The 19,434-nt window shown below is 63.9% G+C and carries 11 protein-coding genes; 1 reads left to right on the forward strand and 10 read right to left on the reverse strand.

Annotated elements, in window-relative coordinates:
• Positions 1 to 36: 36 nt before the first annotated feature.
• From addA to ahcY, 10 genes are all read right to left on the reverse strand, one after another.
• Positions 37 to 3,471, reverse strand: a complete 3,435-nt coding sequence (addA, locus tag ACVWZA_RS05840; RefSeq protein WP_457310231.1) for a double-strand break repair helicase AddA — start codon at positions 3,469 to 3,471, stop codon at positions 37 to 39.
• Positions 3,452 to 6,421, reverse strand: a complete 2,970-nt coding sequence (gene addB, locus ACVWZA_RS05845) for a double-strand break repair protein AddB (RefSeq protein WP_457310232.1) — start codon at positions 6,419 to 6,421, stop codon at positions 3,452 to 3,454. Before addB ends, addA begins: the two co-directional genes overlap by 20 nt.
• The gene (locus ACVWZA_RS05850) at positions 6,414 to 7,175 is read right to left on the reverse strand and encodes a nucleotidyltransferase family protein (RefSeq protein ID WP_457310233.1); all 762 of its coding nucleotides are present in this window, start codon (positions 7,173 to 7,175) and stop codon (positions 6,414 to 6,416) included. The genes addB and ACVWZA_RS05850 overlap by 8 nt, the downstream gene beginning before the upstream one ends.
• On the reverse strand, positions 7,172 to 8,170 hold the full coding sequence (locus ACVWZA_RS05855; protein ID WP_457310528.1) for an aminoglycoside phosphotransferase family protein: 999 nt from the start codon (positions 8,168 to 8,170) through the stop codon (positions 7,172 to 7,174). The genes ACVWZA_RS05850 and ACVWZA_RS05855 overlap by 4 nt, the downstream gene beginning before the upstream one ends.
• Entirely contained in the window at positions 8,167 to 8,607 is a 441-nt protein-coding gene (tsaE, locus tag ACVWZA_RS05860; protein ID WP_457310529.1) for a tRNA (adenosine(37)-N6)-threonylcarbamoyltransferase complex ATPase subunit type 1 TsaE, read from the reverse strand. The genes ACVWZA_RS05855 and tsaE overlap by 4 nt, the downstream gene beginning before the upstream one ends.
• 14 nt (positions 8,608 to 8,621) lie before the next feature.
• A complete protein-coding gene (locus ACVWZA_RS05865; RefSeq protein WP_457310234.1) occupies positions 8,622 to 8,921 on the reverse strand; it encodes a CcdB family protein in 300 nt (99 codons plus the stop codon).
• Positions 8,921 to 9,175 (reverse strand): type II toxin-antitoxin system CcdA family antitoxin, encoded by a 255-nt coding sequence (locus ACVWZA_RS05870; protein ID WP_457310235.1) that lies wholly within the window; start codon positions 9,173 to 9,175, stop codon positions 8,921 to 8,923. Before ACVWZA_RS05870 ends, ACVWZA_RS05865 begins: the two co-directional genes overlap by 1 nt.
• Positions 9,176 to 9,231: 56 nt before the next feature.
• A complete protein-coding gene (locus ACVWZA_RS05875) occupies positions 9,232 to 11,586 on the reverse strand; it encodes a PAS-domain containing protein (protein WP_457310236.1) in 2,355 nt (784 codons plus the stop codon).
• A gap of 216 nt (positions 11,587 to 11,802) precedes the next feature.
• Positions 11,803 to 14,844: a TonB-dependent receptor plug domain-containing protein gene (locus tag ACVWZA_RS05880; protein ID WP_457310237.1), complete on the reverse strand. Its 3,042-nt coding sequence runs from the start codon at positions 14,842 to 14,844 to the stop codon at positions 11,803 to 11,805.
• Between the two features lie 181 nt (positions 14,845 to 15,025).
• Positions 15,026 to 16,447, reverse strand: a complete 1,422-nt coding sequence (gene ahcY, locus ACVWZA_RS05885; protein WP_457310238.1) for an adenosylhomocysteinase — start codon at positions 16,445 to 16,447, stop codon at positions 15,026 to 15,028.
• 208 nt (positions 16,448 to 16,655) lie between these two features.
• On the opposite strand from ahcY, the gene ACVWZA_RS05890 reads away from it, so the two are divergent.
• Positions 16,656 to 19,400 (forward strand): DEAD/DEAH box helicase family protein, encoded by a 2,745-nt coding sequence (locus tag ACVWZA_RS05890; RefSeq protein WP_457310239.1) that lies wholly within the window; start codon positions 16,656 to 16,658, stop codon positions 19,398 to 19,400.
• Positions 19,401 to 19,434 lie beyond the last annotated feature (34 nt).

The following is a 19,434-nucleotide window of genomic DNA, read 5'->3' on the forward strand; positions in this document are numbered from 1 at the left end:
TTGTTGACGCTAATCTAGGGAGCGCGCGGGTCGCGCTCAAGCGCCGACTGCGTAGCTTTGTTCGTTGGCGACAAAGCCCGGCTTGTGCATGTCGAGCAGCCCCGGCGGCAGCGCGAACAGCGCGGGGCCAGAAGTGTAGAGCAAGGCCGCCTCGATCGTACGATCGGGAAAGATCGCCGCCAGGGCCGCGCAATACGCCGCCATCTGACGCAGATGATAGGGCGGAATATCGCCCAATCCCACAGGCGCATGCCGCCCGGTCTTGAAATCGATCACGCGAACCATGTCATCGGTGACGAGCAGGCGATCGACCGTGCCCGACACGACCACGCCATCCGCCACGACCGCGGCGATCGGCGCTTCGGCGAGCGAGCCCGGCCCGAACAGGTCGGCAAAAAGTGGGTCGTCCAGCACAGTCAGTACGGTTGTCGCGATATCGGCGCGATCGGCAGCGGTTTCGACGCCGCCTGCCCCGGCAAGCCACCGCTCCGCCGACGCTGCCCGCAAGGCGGGCGCAACGGCAGGCAGGCGTTCGAACAGCGCATGGATCAACCGGCCCCGCTCAGCCGCGACGCGCATCGCCGGCGATGGCGGCGGATCGGCAACCATATCCTCGCCGAGCGAGGACGGTGCGAGCGGACGCGGCGGGCGCACCTCGACCGGTGCCTTGCGCCTGGTCCAGTCGGGCAGAGGCGCGCCGGACGAAGTGCGATCGGCTCCCTTCGGTTTCAGCGCGACCGGTTTTTGCGGTACGCGACCGACATAATGCCTGGCGTCCTCCGACGGTTCGATCCCGAGTGACTCAAAGGCGCGGTCGGACGCCGCGTACCAGCTCGTCTCGGGCGGTACGCCCCTGGCCATCGGGCCGAGCGCCCCGGCGATCACAAGGCGCTCCTCCGCGCGCGTCGCGGCGACGTAGAACAGTCGCCAATGCTCCTCCAGTTCGCTCCGCGCGGTCTTTTCGAGCAACTCGGCGAGTGGGCCGCCAGCCTCGTCCTTGCGCGGCCGGAAGATCGGGAAGGCAGCGCCGCCATCGGCCGCCCATTTAAGCATACGGGTTGGCGTGCGCGAAGGATCGGCGGTGGCATCGGCGAGGATCACCAGCGGCGCCTGCAAGCCCTTGGCGCCATGCGCGGTCATCACCCGGACCGCATCGAGCGGCGCCGATGGATCGCGCACGATCTCGACATCGCCGCGGTCGAACCAGTCGAGGAAGCGCTGCAGCGAAGGCGTCGACTGCGTCTCGAAATCGAGCGCGGCGTTGAGCAGTTCCTCGATCGGGTCGCGCGCTTCCTGCCCCAAACGGCGCAGCATCTTGCGCCGCCCGTCGAGCGGCCCCGAGAGCAGTTCCTCGAGGAAGCGATAGGGCGTGGCAATATCGGCGCGCGCCAGCATCGCCAGCAACGATGCGAGCCGCTCCGCCGGCTGGGTGCGACGCAGATGCGCCCACAGGCTGCCCGAACCGCGCGGTGCAGCGGCCATCAGGTCGTCCTGGCTCCAGCCGATCAGCGGCGACACGAGCAGGCTCGCCAGCGACAGGTCGTCGCCCGGCTGCAACACGAAACGGATCGCGGCGAGCAGGTCCTGCACGCTGAGCGGTGCATTGAGGCGCAGGCGATCGACCCCCGCAACAGGCACACCCTCAGCATAGAGCCGCGCCACGATCACCGAGGCGAGTTCGCCGCGCCGCTTGACCAGGATCATCACATCCTCGGGGTGGAGCAGCCGGCCCTGGCTTTCCAGCATCAGCGGTGTCGGCCCGTAGAGCCAGTCCCTCAGCGTCCGTGCGATCCGTGTCGCCAGCGCGCGCGTCGCGTCGGGGATCCAGCCCTCGACGTCCTCTTCGCTGCCGCCGGCGACGATCGGCGGCCACAGCGTCACCGTGCCGGGGCCAGCCACTTCGCTGGCATGTAGATCGGCAATCGCGCCGAGCCCCGGATCACCCAAAGCGCCAAGCGCGGCGTCTACAAACTCGAGCACCGGCTTGGTCGAACGGAACGAGGACGTCAGCGACAGGTGCTCGAACGGTAAACCACGATCGTCATCGGCGGTTTCTTCATCACCACGAGCTTCATCTGCGCGCCTGGCAAAATAGAGTCCCGCCGCTTCAAAATTGCGAGGGTCGGTGCCCTGGAAACCAAAGATCGCCTGTTTCTGATCGCCGACGGTAAACAGCGTGCGAGTCTGGGCCCCATAGATACCCTGGCCGGCGAAAAACTCGTCCGCGAGCGCTCGTATGATACGCCACTGAGCCACATTGGTATCTTGCGCCTCATCAATCAGGACGTGTTCGGTCACCTGATCAAGCTTGTAGCGGATCCACTCCCCCATGTCTGGCTGATCCAGCAGTTCGACAACCGATCGTATCAGGTCATCAAAATCGACCGCACCGATCCGCCGCTTTGCCAGCGCATAGGCATTGGCATAGTCGCGCCCGACGATCAGCGCGTCGGCCAGCAAATCGACATATGCGCCGCGCACGCGCATCTGCAGCAGCGCGGAGCAATAGTCATACATGCCGGTCGCGAGATCGGCATAATCCGGCTCCTGCGGCGCCTGCCCTTTGCCGAACGAGCGGATGTCGAGGTCGGCCTTGGCCCAGATCTTGTTGAGCTCGCCCAGCGTCGCCGCGCGATCGGGCGGTGAGCGGTCGAGCCAGGCCGAGACCAGCCCCGCCCGTTCGATCCCGCTCTTGGTGCCCCAGCTGGCATTGAAGCCGCCGATCGCGTCGAGCGTTTCATGGTCGAACACACAATCGTCGCATGCCTCGGCGATCGCCGCTTCGATATCGCCCTCGGGCAGATCGAGCTGGCGACGCAGAAAGGGTTGCAGGTCGATCGGCAATTCCTGCAACGATGCCAGTGATCGGGCGCATTCGCGCAGGAAATGTTCCGCTTCGCCCTCGCCGAGCCTGAGGCTGAGCGCACCGACCGTGTCGATCGCATGCGGGCCGGCATCGACCAGCATCTCGGCCAGCGCCTCGCGCGCCAGCACCGATTCCTCGCGCGCTTCCAATGGCCGGAAACCGGGCACCAGCCCCGCTTCGATCGGGAAGGAAGCAAGTAAGCTCTGGCAGAAACCATGGATCGTCTGGATACGGATGCCGCCGCCGGGCGCGTCGAGCACCTTGGCGAACAGGGTGCGCGCGCGTTCCGCGAGGCTGTCGTCGGGTTTCTCGCCCAGCGCGCTCAGATCGCTGAACAACGCCGATTTCGGCATGCGAACCCAGGCCGCCAACCGCTGGCTGATCCGCCCCGCCATTTCCGCCGCGCCTGCTTTGGTAAAGGTCAGACAGAGGATCGCGCCGGGATCGACGCCGCGCAGCAACAGCCGGAACACACGCGCCGCCAGCACCTGGGTCTTGCCCGTGCCGGCCGAGGCCGACAGCCAGACATGCGCACCCGGGTCGCTGGCGCGCGCCTGATTGTCCTTGAGGACCGGCAGCGGGCGGTTATCCACGCTCACGGCCATACCATTCGTCGCGGCGCATCAGCTGGTCATAATCGGCATAGGGCGCATATTCGGGATGGAGCTTGGCGGTAAACGGCGCATCTCCGGTCAGCCATTCGCGAACCGCCGCGGTGAAGTTGCGCGCGGCGATGGTGGTGAAATCGGCGGTCGGAATGCGACCCCGCTTACCCTCCGGATCGACCGGGCTTTCGACATATCCGAATTTGCCATTCTTGCGCGACAATGACCAATATTCGAACGCATCGGCGCGACCCTTGGCATCGGCGAACCCGCCATGTTCGGCGATCAGACCGAGCAGGCCGAGCTGCAGGCTATACCCTTCCGCGACGGCGGCGGCGGAGGGCGGCTTGCCGGTCTTGTAATCGATAATCGCCAGCCCGCCGCCGGGCAAGCGATCGACCCGGTCGAACTTGCCGGTCAGCGTGACACCGGCAATCTCGCATTTGCCGTCCTGTTCGACCGCGACCAACGTCCGGCCCTCTGCGACATGGCGCGCTGTTTCCGCGACGATCCAGTCGATCGCCTCCATCAGGCGCGGCTGCCATAATGCCTGCATCAATGGATGCGCATCGGCGAGCATGGTCAGTGCGCGCGCGTGCAACTTGGTCGGATCGCACTGGTCCTGACGCGCCCAGGTTTCGAGCACCTCGTGCACCGCGCTGCCGCGCCACGCCGCGCTCGGATCGGCATCGACCGGATCGAGCGGCATCAGACGCAGGATGCGCTTGGCGTAAAAGGCGTAAGGGTCGGCCTTGAGCCGGTCGACATCGGTCACCGCGATGCGTTTCGGGCGCAGTTCAGCCGGTGGCGACGGCCCTGGCTGAGATTCGGGCAGATGCTCGCCCGGATCGTCGAGCGCGCGGCTCCAGCCTTCCAGCTCCACCGCGCGTTCGAAACGCTCGCCGGCCAGCGCCTGGAGCCGCAGCCAGAAACGCGAAGCGATCGCCGGCGACTTCGCATCGCGCCGCGCCCGGGTCAGCAGCGCGCCCGGTGCGCCGAGTGCACTGGCGAGATCATGTGCCGACACACCGACCCGGCGTTCCAGCCCTGGCAAGCCAAGCTCGCTACGGATACGCGGTGCGAGCCAGGGATCGGGCGCGGGCTGACCCGGCCAGGTACCCTCATTAAGGCCGCCCAGGATCATCAGGTCGGCGGTTTGCAGGCGCGCCTCGATCAGGCCGTAGATCGCCAGCCGGGGATGCCCGCCCTGCGGTGGCCGCACCGCGACCTCGTCCATCAACGTCTTGAGCAACGGCGCGAGACTCTCGGGCTCGATCAGCACCGGCCCGGCCCCCGCCTGCGCTTCCAGTTCGGTGAGTAGTTCGGCCGCGGCACGTCCCGCCGGGCCGCCCCACAGCGCATCGCCGCACAATGCCTGCGCCGTTTCGCGTAGCGCCGCGACCATTGCCGGCAAGGGTTGTGCGCCGCCGCTGAACACCGCCTCGATCGGCGCCAGCAGCGCGCGCGCCTCTGGCCACCATATCGCTGCCTCGGCGCGGCGATTCGCCTCTCGCTCGGGCGCGTTGGCAAGATGCGCGTCGATCCCGGTCAGCCCGGCGGCCGGACGCGGTCCGCGTAGCACTCGATCGAGACTGCGCGCACCGTCGAGCCACGCCGTCCGCCCCTCGCCGAAACGAACCAGCGGATGTTTGAGCAACGCGAGCAGCGCAAGCGGTGCGAAACGCTGCACCGCCGCCTCGGCCAACGCGGTCAGCAAGGTACCCGATGGCAGGATCGACAAGGGACGACCGGCAGTGTCGTCGATCTCGATCTCCCAGCGCCGGAGATGCGCCGCCACCCGCCGCGCCAGCGCGCGATCGGGGGTGACCAGTGCGGCGGTCTTGCCTTCGGTCTCCAGCACCTCGCGCAAGGCCAGCGCGATCGCCTGCGCTTCCTCTGCCGGCGTTGCCAGTTCGGCCGCGGCGATGCCCGACAAGCGGCGCTTATCGGCATCCAGCGTCGTCCATTTCCCGGTGAATTCGGCCGGGGCAAGCGCATTGGCGATGGCGCGACCGCGCGCGATCGTCGCGTCATGCCCACCGCCTTCACGCCACACGCTGAACTCGCCGCGATTGACGCTCATTCGTTCGAGCAGCAGCTTCATATGGAATTGCGGATGCGTCTCGATCGAGCGCCGGCGCTGTCCCGTCACCGGGTCGGGCTTGTGCGGGCCGAGCGCGAGCCACTCGGCCTCGTCCATCTCCAGCGCGAGATCGGCGAGCACCACCATGCCTTGCGGCAGTTCCGAAACGCAGCGCATCAACCGCGCGACGGCGGGGGCGCTGTCGGTGATGCCGGCCGCGCAGACGAAGCCGGCGGGCGGTTTGTCACGCCAGCGACGGGCGAGGCGGTCCAGCAATAACGAGCGCCGGTCGGCAAGATCGATGCGTCCCAGCGCCTTGAGCTCCGCCGGCCAGCGATCGAGCACCGTGCCGAATAGCGACAGCGCCTTTTTCCAATGGTCCGACAGTTCCTGCGCCAATTCCAGTTCGCGCAGCCTGGCCGGCGCGACGTCCTCCACCAGCAATTGGTCAAGGGTGCGCGCCAATTCTCCGGCAAGCCGGACCGCTTCTGCCGCATCGACCGGCTGGCCCGCGCGTACACCCTCCTCCGACACGAGCCGTGCGAGGATCATCCGGCGCTGTAGCGGCGCCACCGCCGGCGGCACCGGATCGAGATCGTCGGCAGGGTCGAGCGCCGCCCCCGCCGCCTCGTCGAGCGATGGATCACCGATAGCAACCAGTCGGGGCAGCAACAGGCCGCCACCGCTCGCGCGCACAAAGGCATCGGTCAGCGCGCGCTTGGCGCGATTGTTGGGCAGCAGCACAATGCCCCGTGCGAGCCCCATCGGCCCGCCGCCGAAGCGCTTGATCAGTCCCGCCGCCAGCGCATCGGCAAAGGCCCGGTGCGCCGGGATCGTGTAGAGTGCTGGCTTGCGCCACTCACCCATCAGCCAACATCGCTTCGGTCTTGGCGATCGCGCCCGGCGTGCCGACGTCGAACCACAATCCCTGATGCACCAGGCCATAAGCCCGGCCCGCGGCGATCGCGCGTTCCCAGAAAAGCATGGTCGAGAATGGCCCTTCCGGCCAATCGGCGATCACCCGCGGTGAGAGGATCTGCACACCGGTATAAACGAACGGCGCGATCTTGCCCGGCTGGCGCCGTCCGAGAATGCGGCCATCGGGCGCGACGCGGAAATCGCCCTGCCCGGTATGGCAATGCGCGCGCGCCTGCGGCACGAGCAGCAACAGCGCATCCATCTGCTCGTCGTCCCAGCGCGCGGCAAGCGCGCGGATCGCGTCGGTCGGTCCGTCGATCCACAGATTGTCCGAATTGACCACCACGAATGGCTGGTCGCCGATCAGGTCGCGCGCCTGGACGATGCCGCCGCCAGTCTCCATCAGCTTGCCGCGCTCATCGGACACGACCACGTCGATGCCCTTTACGCGGTTGTTGAGATGCGCTTCGAGCGCATCGGCGAGATAGTGGACATTGACCACCGCGCGCTTGACGCCGGCCGAACGCAACCGGTCAAAAACATGGTCGAGCAGCGCCCTGCCGCCCACCTCGACCAGCGGCTTGGGTCGGGTCGCGGTCAGCGGGCGCATGCGTTTGCCGAGCCCTGCCGCCATGACCATCGCGGTTTCGGGCACATGGCCGCCCGGATCGGGCCGGATCGCGAGCGTGCGCTTCAGACTCATTTGCCCAACGTCTTGGCGCTGATCGTCATGGGATCACCGCGCATCTCGGCGGGTATATTGGCGTCGAACCAGGCCGCGACCGGTGCCAATGCCGGATGCGCCAGATCATGTTCGAGATAGCGCCACACACGCGGGCACATGCCCGGATAACGCGGCTTGCCGTCGCGTTTCCACAGTCGGGTAAAGATGCCGATGATCTTCGCGTTCCGTTGTGCGCCGAGCACATGATAAGCGGTGTCGAAATCGTCGCCTACGCCAGTAATCCGCCGATAGCGATCAAGCATCGAAGCCTCCAGCGCCACCGGCACATCGCGCCGCGCATCCTGCAACAGAGAGACGAGATCATAGGCGGGGTGCCCGGCCAGCGCATCCTGGAAATCGAGCAGACCGAGCGTCTCGCTGCCGCCTTCGACCGCGGCGCCGATCAGCATCAGGTTTTCGGCATGATAATCGCGCAGCACGGTCACGCGCGGCCCGGCCAATGTGCTGGCCAGCACCTTGTCCCATGCATCGCGGTAACCGGGAAGGTCGGCATCGACACCGATCGCCGGGCAATACCATTCGGTGAGCAAGCCCGCCTCGCGGTGAAGTTCGGGCAGATTATAACCCGGCAACGGCCCCGCTTCGTGATCGCGCAAGCGAATCAGCACGTCGATCGCGGCTTCGTAGAGCCTGAGTTCGCTCTCCGGCGCGGCATCGACCGTCTCGCGCATCCGCGCGTCGCCGAAATCCTCGATCAACACCAGGCCGTTGTCGAGATCGATGCCGTGGATCGTCGGCGCGGCAAAGCCGCGCTCGACCAGCCACCGTGCGATGGTGATGAACGGTTGCGGGTCTTCATGCGGCGGCGGCGCATCCATCAGCACCGCGCTGCGATCATGATCGACCACGCGGAAATAACGCCGGAAAGACGCATCGCCCGCCAGCGGCAGGATCGATGCCTCCGCCCAGCCGATGCCGCGAAGAAAGTCGGCCGCGGCGGCCGGGGGATTCATATCAGGTGCCATCGCGCCTTCCATGCCGCCGGGACCCGCGCTGTCAAGGCGCGCGCGCCATCGGGCATGATCTCCAGGGTGAGTGCCAGCGCATGCGGCCAATATCCTGGCGCGCGTTCGGGCCATTCGACGATCAGCAGCGAATCGGACGCCGCATCGTCGAGGCCCAATTCCTCCATCTCGTCAGGGTGTTCGATACGGTAGAGATCGACGTGCAGGACGGGCAATCGCACTTCGGGCGGCGCATAGGGCTGCACGATCGCGAAACTTGGGCTCGGCGCTTCGCCGGCCAGACCAAGCGCGGCGAGCAACCCGCGCGCGATGCTCGTCTTGCCCGCGCCGAGCGGGCCGGCGAGCGTGATGACGTCGCCTGGTTGCGCGAGTGCGGCAAGGCGGACACCGAGGTCGTCGCTCGCGACGGGATCGGCCAGCAAGATCAAGTCGGGCACGGTCAGTACCCGCTCAGCAGCATATCGATGGCGGCCATGATCGCATCCTGTTGGTCGGCCAGGGAGGTGACGCGCGGACCAAGATGGCTCGACCGGATTGCCGCGGCATATTGCGTCATCATCACCACCGCCTCGCCTTCGACATCGAATACCGGATTCAACCGGCGAGCCGGCGGCGGCGCATCGCCGCGTCGGATGAGTGGCACCGTCAATCTGGTTTCCAGATCATCCAGATAATCCGTCTGGCAATCCAGCAAGAACCCGCCACCACCCGGTAAATGATGCACATCGAACCGAGCCATCAGAAAAGACGGAATTTTTCAAGCGGCAGACCGTTTTTCTCTATCCATTCGTTCGATGCCCGGAGTGCTGCACGATTTTCTTCAAGCCACCGCCGGGCGCGTTCTTCCGCCACTTGATTTTCAAGGCCTTGTTCGCAGGCGCGCGATATATTGATGCCGAGTTCCTTCGCATCGTCGATTAATGAGGAATCGAGCGACACATTGGTCGCTCGACGAAACGCGGCTCTCGTTTCGCGAACGCTGGGTCTGGGCATCTCTTGGCTCCTAAAGATGCACATATGATATGCGCATTGTTCAGTGCACGCAATGTTCAGCGCCGCGGTAGTTCGACCGTGATGAAGGTCCCCTGCCCCGGCTTGGACACAAGCGAGATCGTTCCGCCATGCGCCTCGACGAACTGCTTCGCGAGCGGCAGTCCGAGCCCAAGCGCCCGCTCGCCGCCGCGCGTGGTACCGGGTTGCGCAAAACGGTCGAATGCATGCTTGACCGCCTCGACGCTCATCCCCGCGCCGTCATCGGACACGATGATCCGCGCCGCCGCCGCCGTACCATCGGTATGGAGCAGGATGCGCCCGCCTTCCGGCGTGCCGCCGATCGCATGGCGCAGCAAATGCTCGATCATCTGGCGCAAACGCTCGGCATCACCCTTGGTACTGCCGACCGATGGCATGACCTCGATCGCGAAATCGAGTTTCTTGCGCCTGCCCAGCGACGCCACCGCATCCGCCGCCGCCCGTGCGGTCTGTTCCAGATCGACCTCGAGCATTTCCAGCGCGGCAGCCTTGCCATCATTCTGCGTCAGGTCGAGCACCTCATCGACCAATGTGCCGAGCCGCTGGACCGACTCCAGGATCGCCTCGACATAACCATCGGCCGCCTTGCTCAGCTTGCCGGCATAACCTTCGCTCAGCATTTCTGCGAACCCGCTGATCGAGGTCAGCGGGGTGCGCAGTTCATAGCTCATATTGGCGACGAACGCGGTCTTCACCTGGTCGGCCGCCTCGAGCGCTTCGTTGCGATCCCGCAGTGCGCGTTCGATCCGGCGGCTGTCGGAGATGTCGAGCATCGTGAACAGGCCGTTGCCATCGGGCAGCGGCACCGCGGCAAACTCGAAATGCCGGCCATCGGCAAAGGCCACGCGCCCGGCACGCTGTTGCCGCTCGACCGTCGCCGCCCGCACCAGGTCGGCGATCAGCTGAGCACGCGCCGGATTGGACAGCTTGCCGGCCGCCGCTTCGGCCAGCACATCGACCCGCGGATGGGTCGAGAGGAATTCCTCATCAAAGCCCCAGAGCGCACGGAATTTGTTATTCCAGATCTGCAGTCGCCCGTCCGCCGCGAACACGCCAAGTGCTTCGTAGAGATTGTCGAAGGTCGCGGTACGCACGCGCAGCAGCGTGTCGCGAGCGCTGGCCAATTGGACCTGTTCGGTGCGGTCCTCGAAGATCAGCAACAATCCCCCATCGGGCAGCGGCTGCGCGACGACGCGCAAATGCACGCCGCCCGGCAAATGCCAATTCTCCTCGATCGCACCGCCGGTCGCGACGAACCAGTCGCGCCGTTCCGCCTTCCAGCCCGGGAAGTCGCGCACTTCGGGCAGGCGATTGGCCTCGCGCATCCGCTCCAGCACGCGGTCGAATTCGGGGCGGTCGGACAGCCATTCGCTGCGCATCGCAAAAAGGCGGCGAAACGGCTGGTTGTAGAAGACCAGGGTGCGGTCGGCGGCGAATTGCACGACCCCCGCCGACAGCCGGTCGAGCATCGCGCGCTGCGCGTCCCCGAACCGCTTGATCCCGCTGCGCGCCTGTTCGAGTTCCTCGATATCGACCGCGAAGCCGGCGACGCCGCCGGTCGGCAACGGCACGTCATAGACGCGCAACATGCGCCGCGCGCCGCGGATGGTCGCGGGCATCGCCTGCATCTGCGGCCTGTCGGTATCGCGTGCCAGCACCGCGCTGGCCAGCGGGCCGCCAATGCCCGATCCTTCGACCAGTTCGACTCCGCGGCGCACGACATCCTCGGCATCCGCGCCTTCGACCGCCTCGACATAAGATGAATTGACCATCGCCAGCCGCAGGTCGGCGCCGCGGTACCACATCGGCAATGGCGCCGCCTCAATCAACCCGGTGAGCGCGTCGAACGCGGCGCGCGCGCCGACGCCATCCTCGCTCAGGCGTTCGATCTCAGCCTGGCTTTCGGTCGCATCGAATACCCACAGCACGACGCCGCCCGGCGCCTGCAAGTCACGCGGCGCGCGCAAGCCGTGGATCATCAAGGTCCGTGACGACCCTTGCGCCTTGACCGCACGTCGAAACGGCCGGCCGGCCTTTTGCGAGGCGGCGACATCCGCCGCCAGCGCGGCGGAGTCTTCGGCGATGAGCCCCGCTTTGCCACCCGCCAGATCGGCGAGATAGCGCGGCGGCGAAGACAGGCCAAACCAGTCTGTAAGCCGGTCGGAGAGTTCGAGACGGCCGTCCGTGCGGACGACCATGGCGAGCGCGGGAGCGGCGGCGAGCAATGCTTCAAGACGCGCGTTGGCGAGCGTCGTCGTGACGGCCTCACGTTGCGCGCGGATACCGCGATAGAGGAGCGCACCCGCACCGATGACGAGCAAAGCAAGCACCACGCCGGCGATTGCGGTGGCCATCGTCGATATCTCGCTCATGTGTCGCCCGTTCGGCGCATCGTGCGCTGGCTCCCTTACCGTGAGGATCACGGCACGACATTCAATGCCGTGTTCGTGCAGGGCCGTCGATAACGAAAAAGGCCCCGGCAAATGCCGGAGCCTTTTTTTCTCCATTTACTCAATCCGGTATCGAGCACGCCGTGCACGAAGATACTTCACAAATATCCAGATCGAATTATCACCCGGAGATAGCGATCAAAATAGCCGGTCGAGCGAAATCTTAGCGCCAAAATAGAAGTACCTGCCGACCGCGCTCACCGGGTAACCAGCGAGTGCCGCGACATCGGGCTGCTGGTTGGTGAAATTATTTACGCCGCCGTAGAAAGTGAACCGGTCATTCGTATTGATAGCGAAGCGGATATCGTGCTCCCAGCGCTCCTTGTACAAGAAGTATTTTGAATCAGATATATCTGGGTTACCCCGCAGCTGTTGGTCGGTGAAGCGCTGGGTCTTACCCTGCCATCCGAGACCGTAGTTGATCGAGATCGGCCCCCTGCTCCAGCCAAGGTCCAGATTACCAACATATCTGGGCTGATACATGCGGTTGCGCTGCTGCTCAGGAACACCGCCCGCCGTCGCGTAAAACGTCAGGTCGTCCAAATAGTTTCCGCTCAAGCGGAAATTGAATGTCCCGATATCGATGGCTGGTTTGAAACGATATCCAATCGAGACTTCGAGCCCTGCAGTCGTAAATTGCGCGACGTTTTGCGCTTGGACGATAAAGGTATTGATGAATCCGGTGCCGGATGCCCGGCTGAAGTTATTACAAAACACGTTGTCTAGGCTGGGTTGATCGACACACAGCTTGAACAGCTCGTTCACGTCTGGCGTATTAATCGCATTCTTGATGTTGATGTCATACCAGTCGGCGGTGATCGAAAGCCCCGGGATAAAGCTTGGGCGGAGCACAAGACCCGCCGTCCATGTCTTGGCGGTTTCTTCTGTCAAGTTGGGATTGCCACCGGTTAGACCCGGCTGACTCGTACTTTGCTCGGCGTCGGTTGACGGGCTGAAGTTTGCAATCTGCGCGGGGGTGAGACCGGCGGCAGTCAGTGCGGCACGACAGTTTGCTTCGCGGTATTGTGTCCCTTCCGGCAAGTTGACCGGATCGCACGGGTCATCGAGGAACTGGAAGGTTCCCTGAAGTGGGCTAAACAGTTCGGTAATGTTGGGAGCGCGAACAGCCTGCGAATAAGAACCGCGGAAGGTGATGTCGCTGACGGGTGAATAGCTTCCATCGAGTTTCCACGTGAATGTTGAACCAATAGTCGAATAATCCGAGAATCGCGCAGCCCCGCCAAATGAAAGGTTCTTCGCGAACGGAAGATCCTTCAACAACGGCACGTTTATCTCGCCGAAAACCTCCTTTACATCATACCCACCGCCGCTTGAAATGATGGCGGACCCGCCGTCGAAAAATCCTGCCGCCTGGAACTCGGACGGCGTAGATCGGGTGGACTCCTTGCGATATTCACCACCGACCGCGAAGCCGATCGGCCCACCTGGCAGCGAAAACAGAAAACTCAGATCGCCGGAAATAGAGCCGGAAACGACATGCTGTTCGCTGCGCGCCCGGGTGATGCTATCGACATAGACCCAATCGATTGCGGCTTGCGACGAAACGCCCGAGCCCAGAATGTTAAGTGGCTGGCATTGACCCGGGCTAAACGATAGCGGCGCTCCGGTAACCGGCACACCGCCTATGACTTGAACGCCCGCATAGTTATTGGAATCAATGATCGACTCGCCGGGCAGGTTGATGCGACACGTCGCGTTACCTGTAACCGGATCCCGCACCGCGTCGATGGCAGCGAAATAGCGGTCCGTGACACGAGTGTTCTCGTCGGTAACAACCGAACTTGCCCGCCCGTAAACGTATGACAGTTCGTAACGGAAATTGCCGCTACCTTCGCCGCTGCTCAATTCGCCATCGAACCCGACAACCGACCGGATGGTCTCGCGATCGGCCTTTTGGCGGCTGATCCCAAAATCAAAATTATCGCGATTTACCAAAGCGCCATCTGGCGCCAACGCCCCGAACTGACGATTGAGGTAGAAGTTATCGGGCGTTAAATAGGTACCGAAGTCGAAAGAAGGCTGGGATTCGGTAAGCGCGCGAGTTTTTACATATTTTGCTTCCGCAAAGAAGCGGATCGCCGGGCTGATTTCGAAACTGGTCAGCAGGTTTACATTGTGACGCTCCAGCTGGGGAGCAAAGTCACCAAAATACCCTGCAGTCGGCGTATTAGATGAACCATTGATTGCCCGACCACCGGAACCCGAGAGGAACTGGCCCCCATCATATATCCGACCGCCGCCTTCGAAATCCGGAATGCCATCAAGATCGACGTCGACCGCTCCATTTGGAGCGCTGTCTGCCCAGCCGACATAATTAAACAGCCGCCGATCGGCAACGTTGGGATCGTCCGGGAAGTCCTGCGGATCGCGCAGCAATTCGTAACGACGCGCGGGATCCCCTGTGTAGGACCTTTGCCGCTGACTAAACCTATCGGACGAACTATACTCGTAAGCGAGCGCGATATTGCCCCGGCCATCGGCGAAATTCTTGCCCGCGACGATCGAACCGAACTTGTTTCCCGCATCTCCCTGTTCAGAGATGCCAATCTGCCCGCGCGCTTTCAGCCCCTCGAAATTACGTAGGAGCTTGAAGTTGACCACACCGGAGACACCGTCGGCGCCGTAAATCGCGGAGACGCCGCCGGTAAGAATATCGACGCTTTCGATAAGGTCGACTGGGATGGTATTGACATCAACCGAGTTTTCACCGGGAAAAGCGTTTACGTGGCGCCGACCATTAACGAGTACCAGCGTCCGAGCCGTTCCGAGATTACGCAAGTCAAGTAGATTTAATCCGACCGATTGAAAGCCAGCATTCGACCCGGAGTTTCTCTCGCTGGACAAAGAACCGACAAGAGCCGGAGAATCTAGCAGCGCGTCGATCAGGTTCGTATCACCCGATTCTTCAATGTTCTTTGCCGTGATGACCTCGATAGGGTTAGGAAACGAGAGCTCAGGTCGAAGGATGCGTGAGCCCGTAACGACGATATCGGTGGCGATGTCGGGTTCCGCCAATGTCTCGGGAGTCGTGGCCGGCGTCTGTGAATCAGGCAAAACGGTTTGTGCGATCGCTGGCATGGCTATGCTAGCGCACGACAGGGCAAATAGCGAGGCTGTGATGCCGAATGCTGCGCGATGCCGGGAAAGAGTGACAGACATGAAAGACCCCTTTTGAAATTCTACTTCCGCCCCCCGGACGACACACAGCAGAACATCCAAAAGGTTATTGCAATCCCCGGGCAACAGTTTTGCCCAAGGTGTTGCGAAGGGGCCACAATGAAAAGGCCGCACCTGCTGTTCAAAAGCAGGCGCGGCCTTCGCTATTCCAGGAGATCGTCGCTCAATACCGATAATGATCCGGCTTGAACGGACCCTCGACCGGCACGCCGATATAACCGGCCTGCTTCGGAGTCAGCTTCGACAGATGTACGCCGAGCTTTTCGAGATGCAGCGCCGCGACCTTCTCGTCGAGATGCTTGGGCAGGACGTACACGTCGTTGCCGTACTTCTCGCCAGCGGTCCAAAGTTCGATCTGCGCCAGCGTCTGGTTGGTGAAGCTGGCCGACATCACGAACGACGGATGGCCCGTCGCGCAGCCGAGGTTCACCAGGCGGCCCCTGGCGAGGATGATGATCTGCTTGCCGTCGGGGAACTTCACCAGATCGGTGCCCGGCTTCACTTCGGTCCACTCATAGTTCGACAGCGCCGCGATCTGGATTTCGCTGTCGAAGTGACCGATGTTGCAGACGATCGCCATCGGCTTCATTGCCTTCATGTGATCGGCGGTGATCACGTCGGCATTGCCGGTCGCGGTGCAGAAGATGTCGGCGCGGGTCACGGCCTCTTCCATCGTCACGACTTCGAAGCCCTCCATCGCCGCCTGCAGCGCGCAGATCGGATCGACTTCGGTGACCATCACACGCGCGCCGCCATTGCGGAGCGACTGGGCCGAGCCCTTGCCGACGTCACCGAAGCCGGCGACGCAAGCGACCTTGCCGGCAAGCATCACGTCGGTCGCGCGACGGATCGCATCGACCAGCGATTCCTTGCAGCCATAAAGATTGTCGAACTTCGACTTGGTCACGCTGTCGTTGACGTTGATCGCCGGGAACGGCAGCTCGCCCTTCTTGGCGATCTCGTACAGGCGGTGCACGCCGGTCGTGGTTTCTTCCGAAACGCCCTTCAAATTCTTCACCGTCTCGGTCAGGTAACCCGGATATTTCGCGACATACGCCTTCAGCGCGCGCTGGAATTCGACTTCCTCTTCATTCTCCGGCTCGCCCAGCGTGTGGCCGGCTTCGAGCTTCGCGCCCCACAGCGCGAACATCGTCGCGTCGCCGCCATCGTCGAGGATGATGTTGGCGGTGGTGCCATCGGTGTCGGCGCCCCAGTTGAAGATGTCGCCGACATAGTCCCAATAATCGGCCAGGCTCTCGCCCTTGATCGCGAACACCGGCACACCGGTCGCGGCGATCGCAGCGGCGGCATGGTCCTGAGTCGAGAAGATGTTGCAGGTCGCCCAGCGCACATCGGCGCCAAGCGCGGTCAGCGTCTCGATCAGCACTGCGGTCTGGATCGTCATGTGCAGCGAACCGGTGATGCGCGCGCCCTTGAGCGGCTGCGACGGGCCGAACTCGCTGCGCAGCGACATCAGGCCGGGCATCTCGGTCTCGGCGATGTTGATCTCGGCGCGGCCGAAATCGGCGAGGCTGATATCCTTGACGACATAGTCGTTGGTTTCGATGGCAGGTGCGGTGGCCACGAGAAAGTCTCCGGTAAAAGCGTTTGGATGGCGCGCACATAGAGCGTGACGGCGGCCAAATCAAATATAAAGATATCTTTATGTGATCTCCCCAGCTTCGATTCAGCCTCGACATGGGATCACCCTGACTGGGGTGATTGCGATGCCTCGCGAACTAAGGCACTTCACCGCCTCCCGCCGGAGCAATGGTGAAAACATGATATCGGAAATGGCGTTTCAAGGGCGCTGGCGCGATTATCAACACCAGGTCCTGACCGACCTCGACGCGCATCTTGCCGATGGGAAGCTGCACGTCGTCGCGGCGCCGGGGTCGGGCAAGACCGTGCTCGGGCTCGAAGTGCTGCGCCGGATCGGCCAGCCCGCGCTGATCCTCGCGCCGACGATCGCGGTGCGCAACCAATGGGTCGACCGCTTGTGCAGGATGTTCCTGCCGGCGCCGCATGATCAGCCCGGCTGGATATCGACCTCGCTCGCCGCGCCAGCGTTGGTCACGATCCTCACCTATCAGGCGCTTTATGCCGCGCTGGGCGAGGCCGCCGACCGGATCGAGCCGGAAATCATCGAAGACGCTACGGTCGAACAAGAAGCGGCGGACGCCGACCCGGCGCGGATCGAGACATTGCTTGCCTATTACCGGGTGCTGGGCCCGACGACGATCATACTCGACGAAGCGCATCATTTGCGGCGCGAATGGTGGCGCGCGCTCAGCACGCTATATGAGGCATTGCCCGAGGCCCGGCTCGTGTCGCTGACCGCCACGCCGCCCTATGACGTCGAATATGCCGAATGGATCCGCTACGAAACCTTGTGCGGCCCGGTCGACGCCGAAATCCCGGTGCCCGAACTGGTCCGCAATGGCGATCTGTGCCCGCATCAGGATCATGTTCATGTATCGCGGCCGACAGGTGCGGAAAACGTGCTGCTCGCGGCGCGGCGCGACGGTCTCTATGCATTCGTGACGGCGCTGCTCAGCGATCCGGGCGTGCGCGATCTCATCCTCGCCCATCCCTATCTGACGCTCACCGCCCATTATGAAGAAGAGATTCTGGCGGCACCCGAATTCTTCTCCTCGATGTTGATCTTCGCTTTTTCCGCGGACGCACCACCGCCCCGCGATGCGCTTCGCCTGCTCGGCGCGAGCAGGAGCGATATGCCGGCCATGTCGCTTGGCTGGCTGGAAATCCTGCTCACCGGGCTGTTGTTCGCCGACCCTCATCTGGCCGAGGATGGAAAGACCCGGCTGACGACGATGAAGGCCGACCTGCGGCAACTCGGCGCGATCGAAGGGCGCCGGGTGCGCCTGGTCGATCAGGACGAACTTCATTCGACCGTCGCCGGCAGCATCGCCAAGCTCGGCAGCGTGATCGAGATCGCGCGGTGCGAGGTTGCGGCGCTGGGCGATGATCTGCGCATGGTCGTGCTGGCCGATCATGTCCGTGCCGGGGACATGCCACGCCGCGCCGACGTCCCGTTTCTGCCGGTCAAACTCGGCGTCGTACCGATTTTCGAAGCCCTGAGGCGCCAGGAAATCGGCGCGGCGCGGCTCGGCGTGCTGACCGGTTCGCTGGTGATCGTGCCGGTCGAAGCACTGGACGCCCTGGAACAGAATGCGCGGGAAATCGCTATCGCCCGGGATCATCTGCGCACCGTACCGCTCGGCCATGACCCGCGTTATGCCCGCATCGAGATCGGCGGCGAAAGCGGCCACCGCATCGTCCAGCTCATCACGGCGCTGTTCAATCAGGGCGAGGTGACCCTGCTGGTCGGCACTCAGGCGCTGCTCGGCGAAGGCTGGGATGCGCCAACCGTCAACACGCTGGTGCTGGCCAATTATGTCGGGTCGTACATGCTCTCCAACCAGATGCGCGGCCGTGCGATCCGCACCGATCCGCAGCGCCCCGACAAGGCCGCCAATATCTGGCACCTCGCGACGGTCGTGCCGGAATCGCTTGGCAATGCCCTGGCCAAAGGACTGGGCTGGCTCACGGCGGTCGATCCGTCGGATCCCATTGGCCGCCCGCTCGGTGCCGATATGGAAATGCTGAAGCGCCGTTTCCGGGCATTCGAGGGCATCAGCGAAACCGGATCGGTGCGGATCGAAAACGGCCTTGGACGGCTCGGTCTGGCCGGGCGCGACTGGAATGCCGAAGCGATTGGAGCCTTGAATGAGGACACATTGCTCCGGTCAGGCGAGCGGGCAAGCCTGGCAGCGCGCTGGCGTTCGGCGCTCGACGGGACCACCATCCGGCCAAGGATGCGGCAGATCACCCGCGTCAATCACACGCCCCGGCTGCTGCCGCTCGCCGACACGCTGCACTATCTCGCCATCAGCGGCGTGCTTGGCGGGTTGTTTTCGGCCGCCAATGCGCTGCGCGGTCGTGGCTTGCCGCCGAACTGGGGCGTCGCGGCAATGATCTTCTTCGGTCTGACCTTGCTTTACGCACTGCCGAAGCTGGGCAAGGCACTCTACCTGCTCGTGCGCAACGGCACGCTTGAGGGCAGCATCATGCAAGTCGGCCGGGTCGTCATCGATTCGCTCGCTTATGCCGGCCTGATCACCAGCGATCCCGACTCGATCCGGGTCGAGGCGCGAGACAGTGCGATGGGCAAGTCCCTCGTCCATGTCGAAGGCGCGACGCGAGCGGAGGAACGCCTGATCCTCGAATCGATCGAGGAAATTCTCGGGCCGGTGCGCAACCCGCGCTACCTGCTCACGCGCAGTTCGCCGCTCGGCCGCTGGCTCAGGATCGACTACCATGCCGTGCCGACCGCTCTCGGCCAGCATAAGGAGACCGCCGCATTCTTCGCGCAACGCTGGATCCGCCACGTCGGTGCGGGAAAGCTGGTCTATCTGCGCAGTGCCAAAGGACGACGCGTCCTGCTCAGGGCACGCACGCGGTCGATGGCAGCCGGCTTTCGGCGAGCGGTCGACCGGCTCAGCATCTGGCAGTGAGGCTCAAGGTTGGTTCGAAATGGGCTGAGGCGCA

The organism is Sphingomonas sp. UYAg733, from assembly GCF_054057355.1.

Coding starts and splice junctions, on each gene's coding strand:
- ACVWZA_RS05850 (WP_457310233.1), bottom strand. CDS start 7,175: ATGAGTCTGAAGCGCACGCTCGCGATCCGGCCCGATCCGGGCGGCCAT.
- ACVWZA_RS05880 (WP_457310237.1), bottom strand. CDS start 14,844: ATGTCTGTCACTCTTTCCCGGCATCGCGCAGCATTCGGCATCACAGCC.
- ACVWZA_RS05875 (WP_457310236.1), bottom strand. CDS start 11,586: ATGAGCGAGATATCGACGATGGCCACCGCAATCGCCGGCGTGGTGCTT.
- ACVWZA_RS05890 (WP_457310239.1), top strand. CDS start 16,656: ATGGCGTTTCAAGGGCGCTGGCGCGATTATCAACACCAGGTCCTGACC.
- addB (WP_457310232.1), bottom strand. CDS start 6,421: ATGGGTGAGTGGCGCAAGCCAGCACTCTACACGATCCCGGCGCACCGG.
- ACVWZA_RS05865 (WP_457310234.1), bottom strand. CDS start 8,921: ATGGCTCGGTTCGATGTGCATCATTTACCGGGTGGTGGCGGGTTCTTG.
- addA (WP_457310231.1), bottom strand. CDS start 3,471: ATGGCCGTGAGCGTGGATAACCGCCCGCTGCCGGTCCTCAAGGACAAT.
- ACVWZA_RS05855 (WP_457310528.1), bottom strand. CDS start 8,170: ATGAATCCCCCGGCCGCCGCGGCCGACTTTCTTCGCGGCATCGGCTGG.
- ACVWZA_RS05870 (WP_457310235.1), bottom strand. CDS start 9,175: ATGCCCAGACCCAGCGTTCGCGAAACGAGAGCCGCGTTTCGTCGAGCG.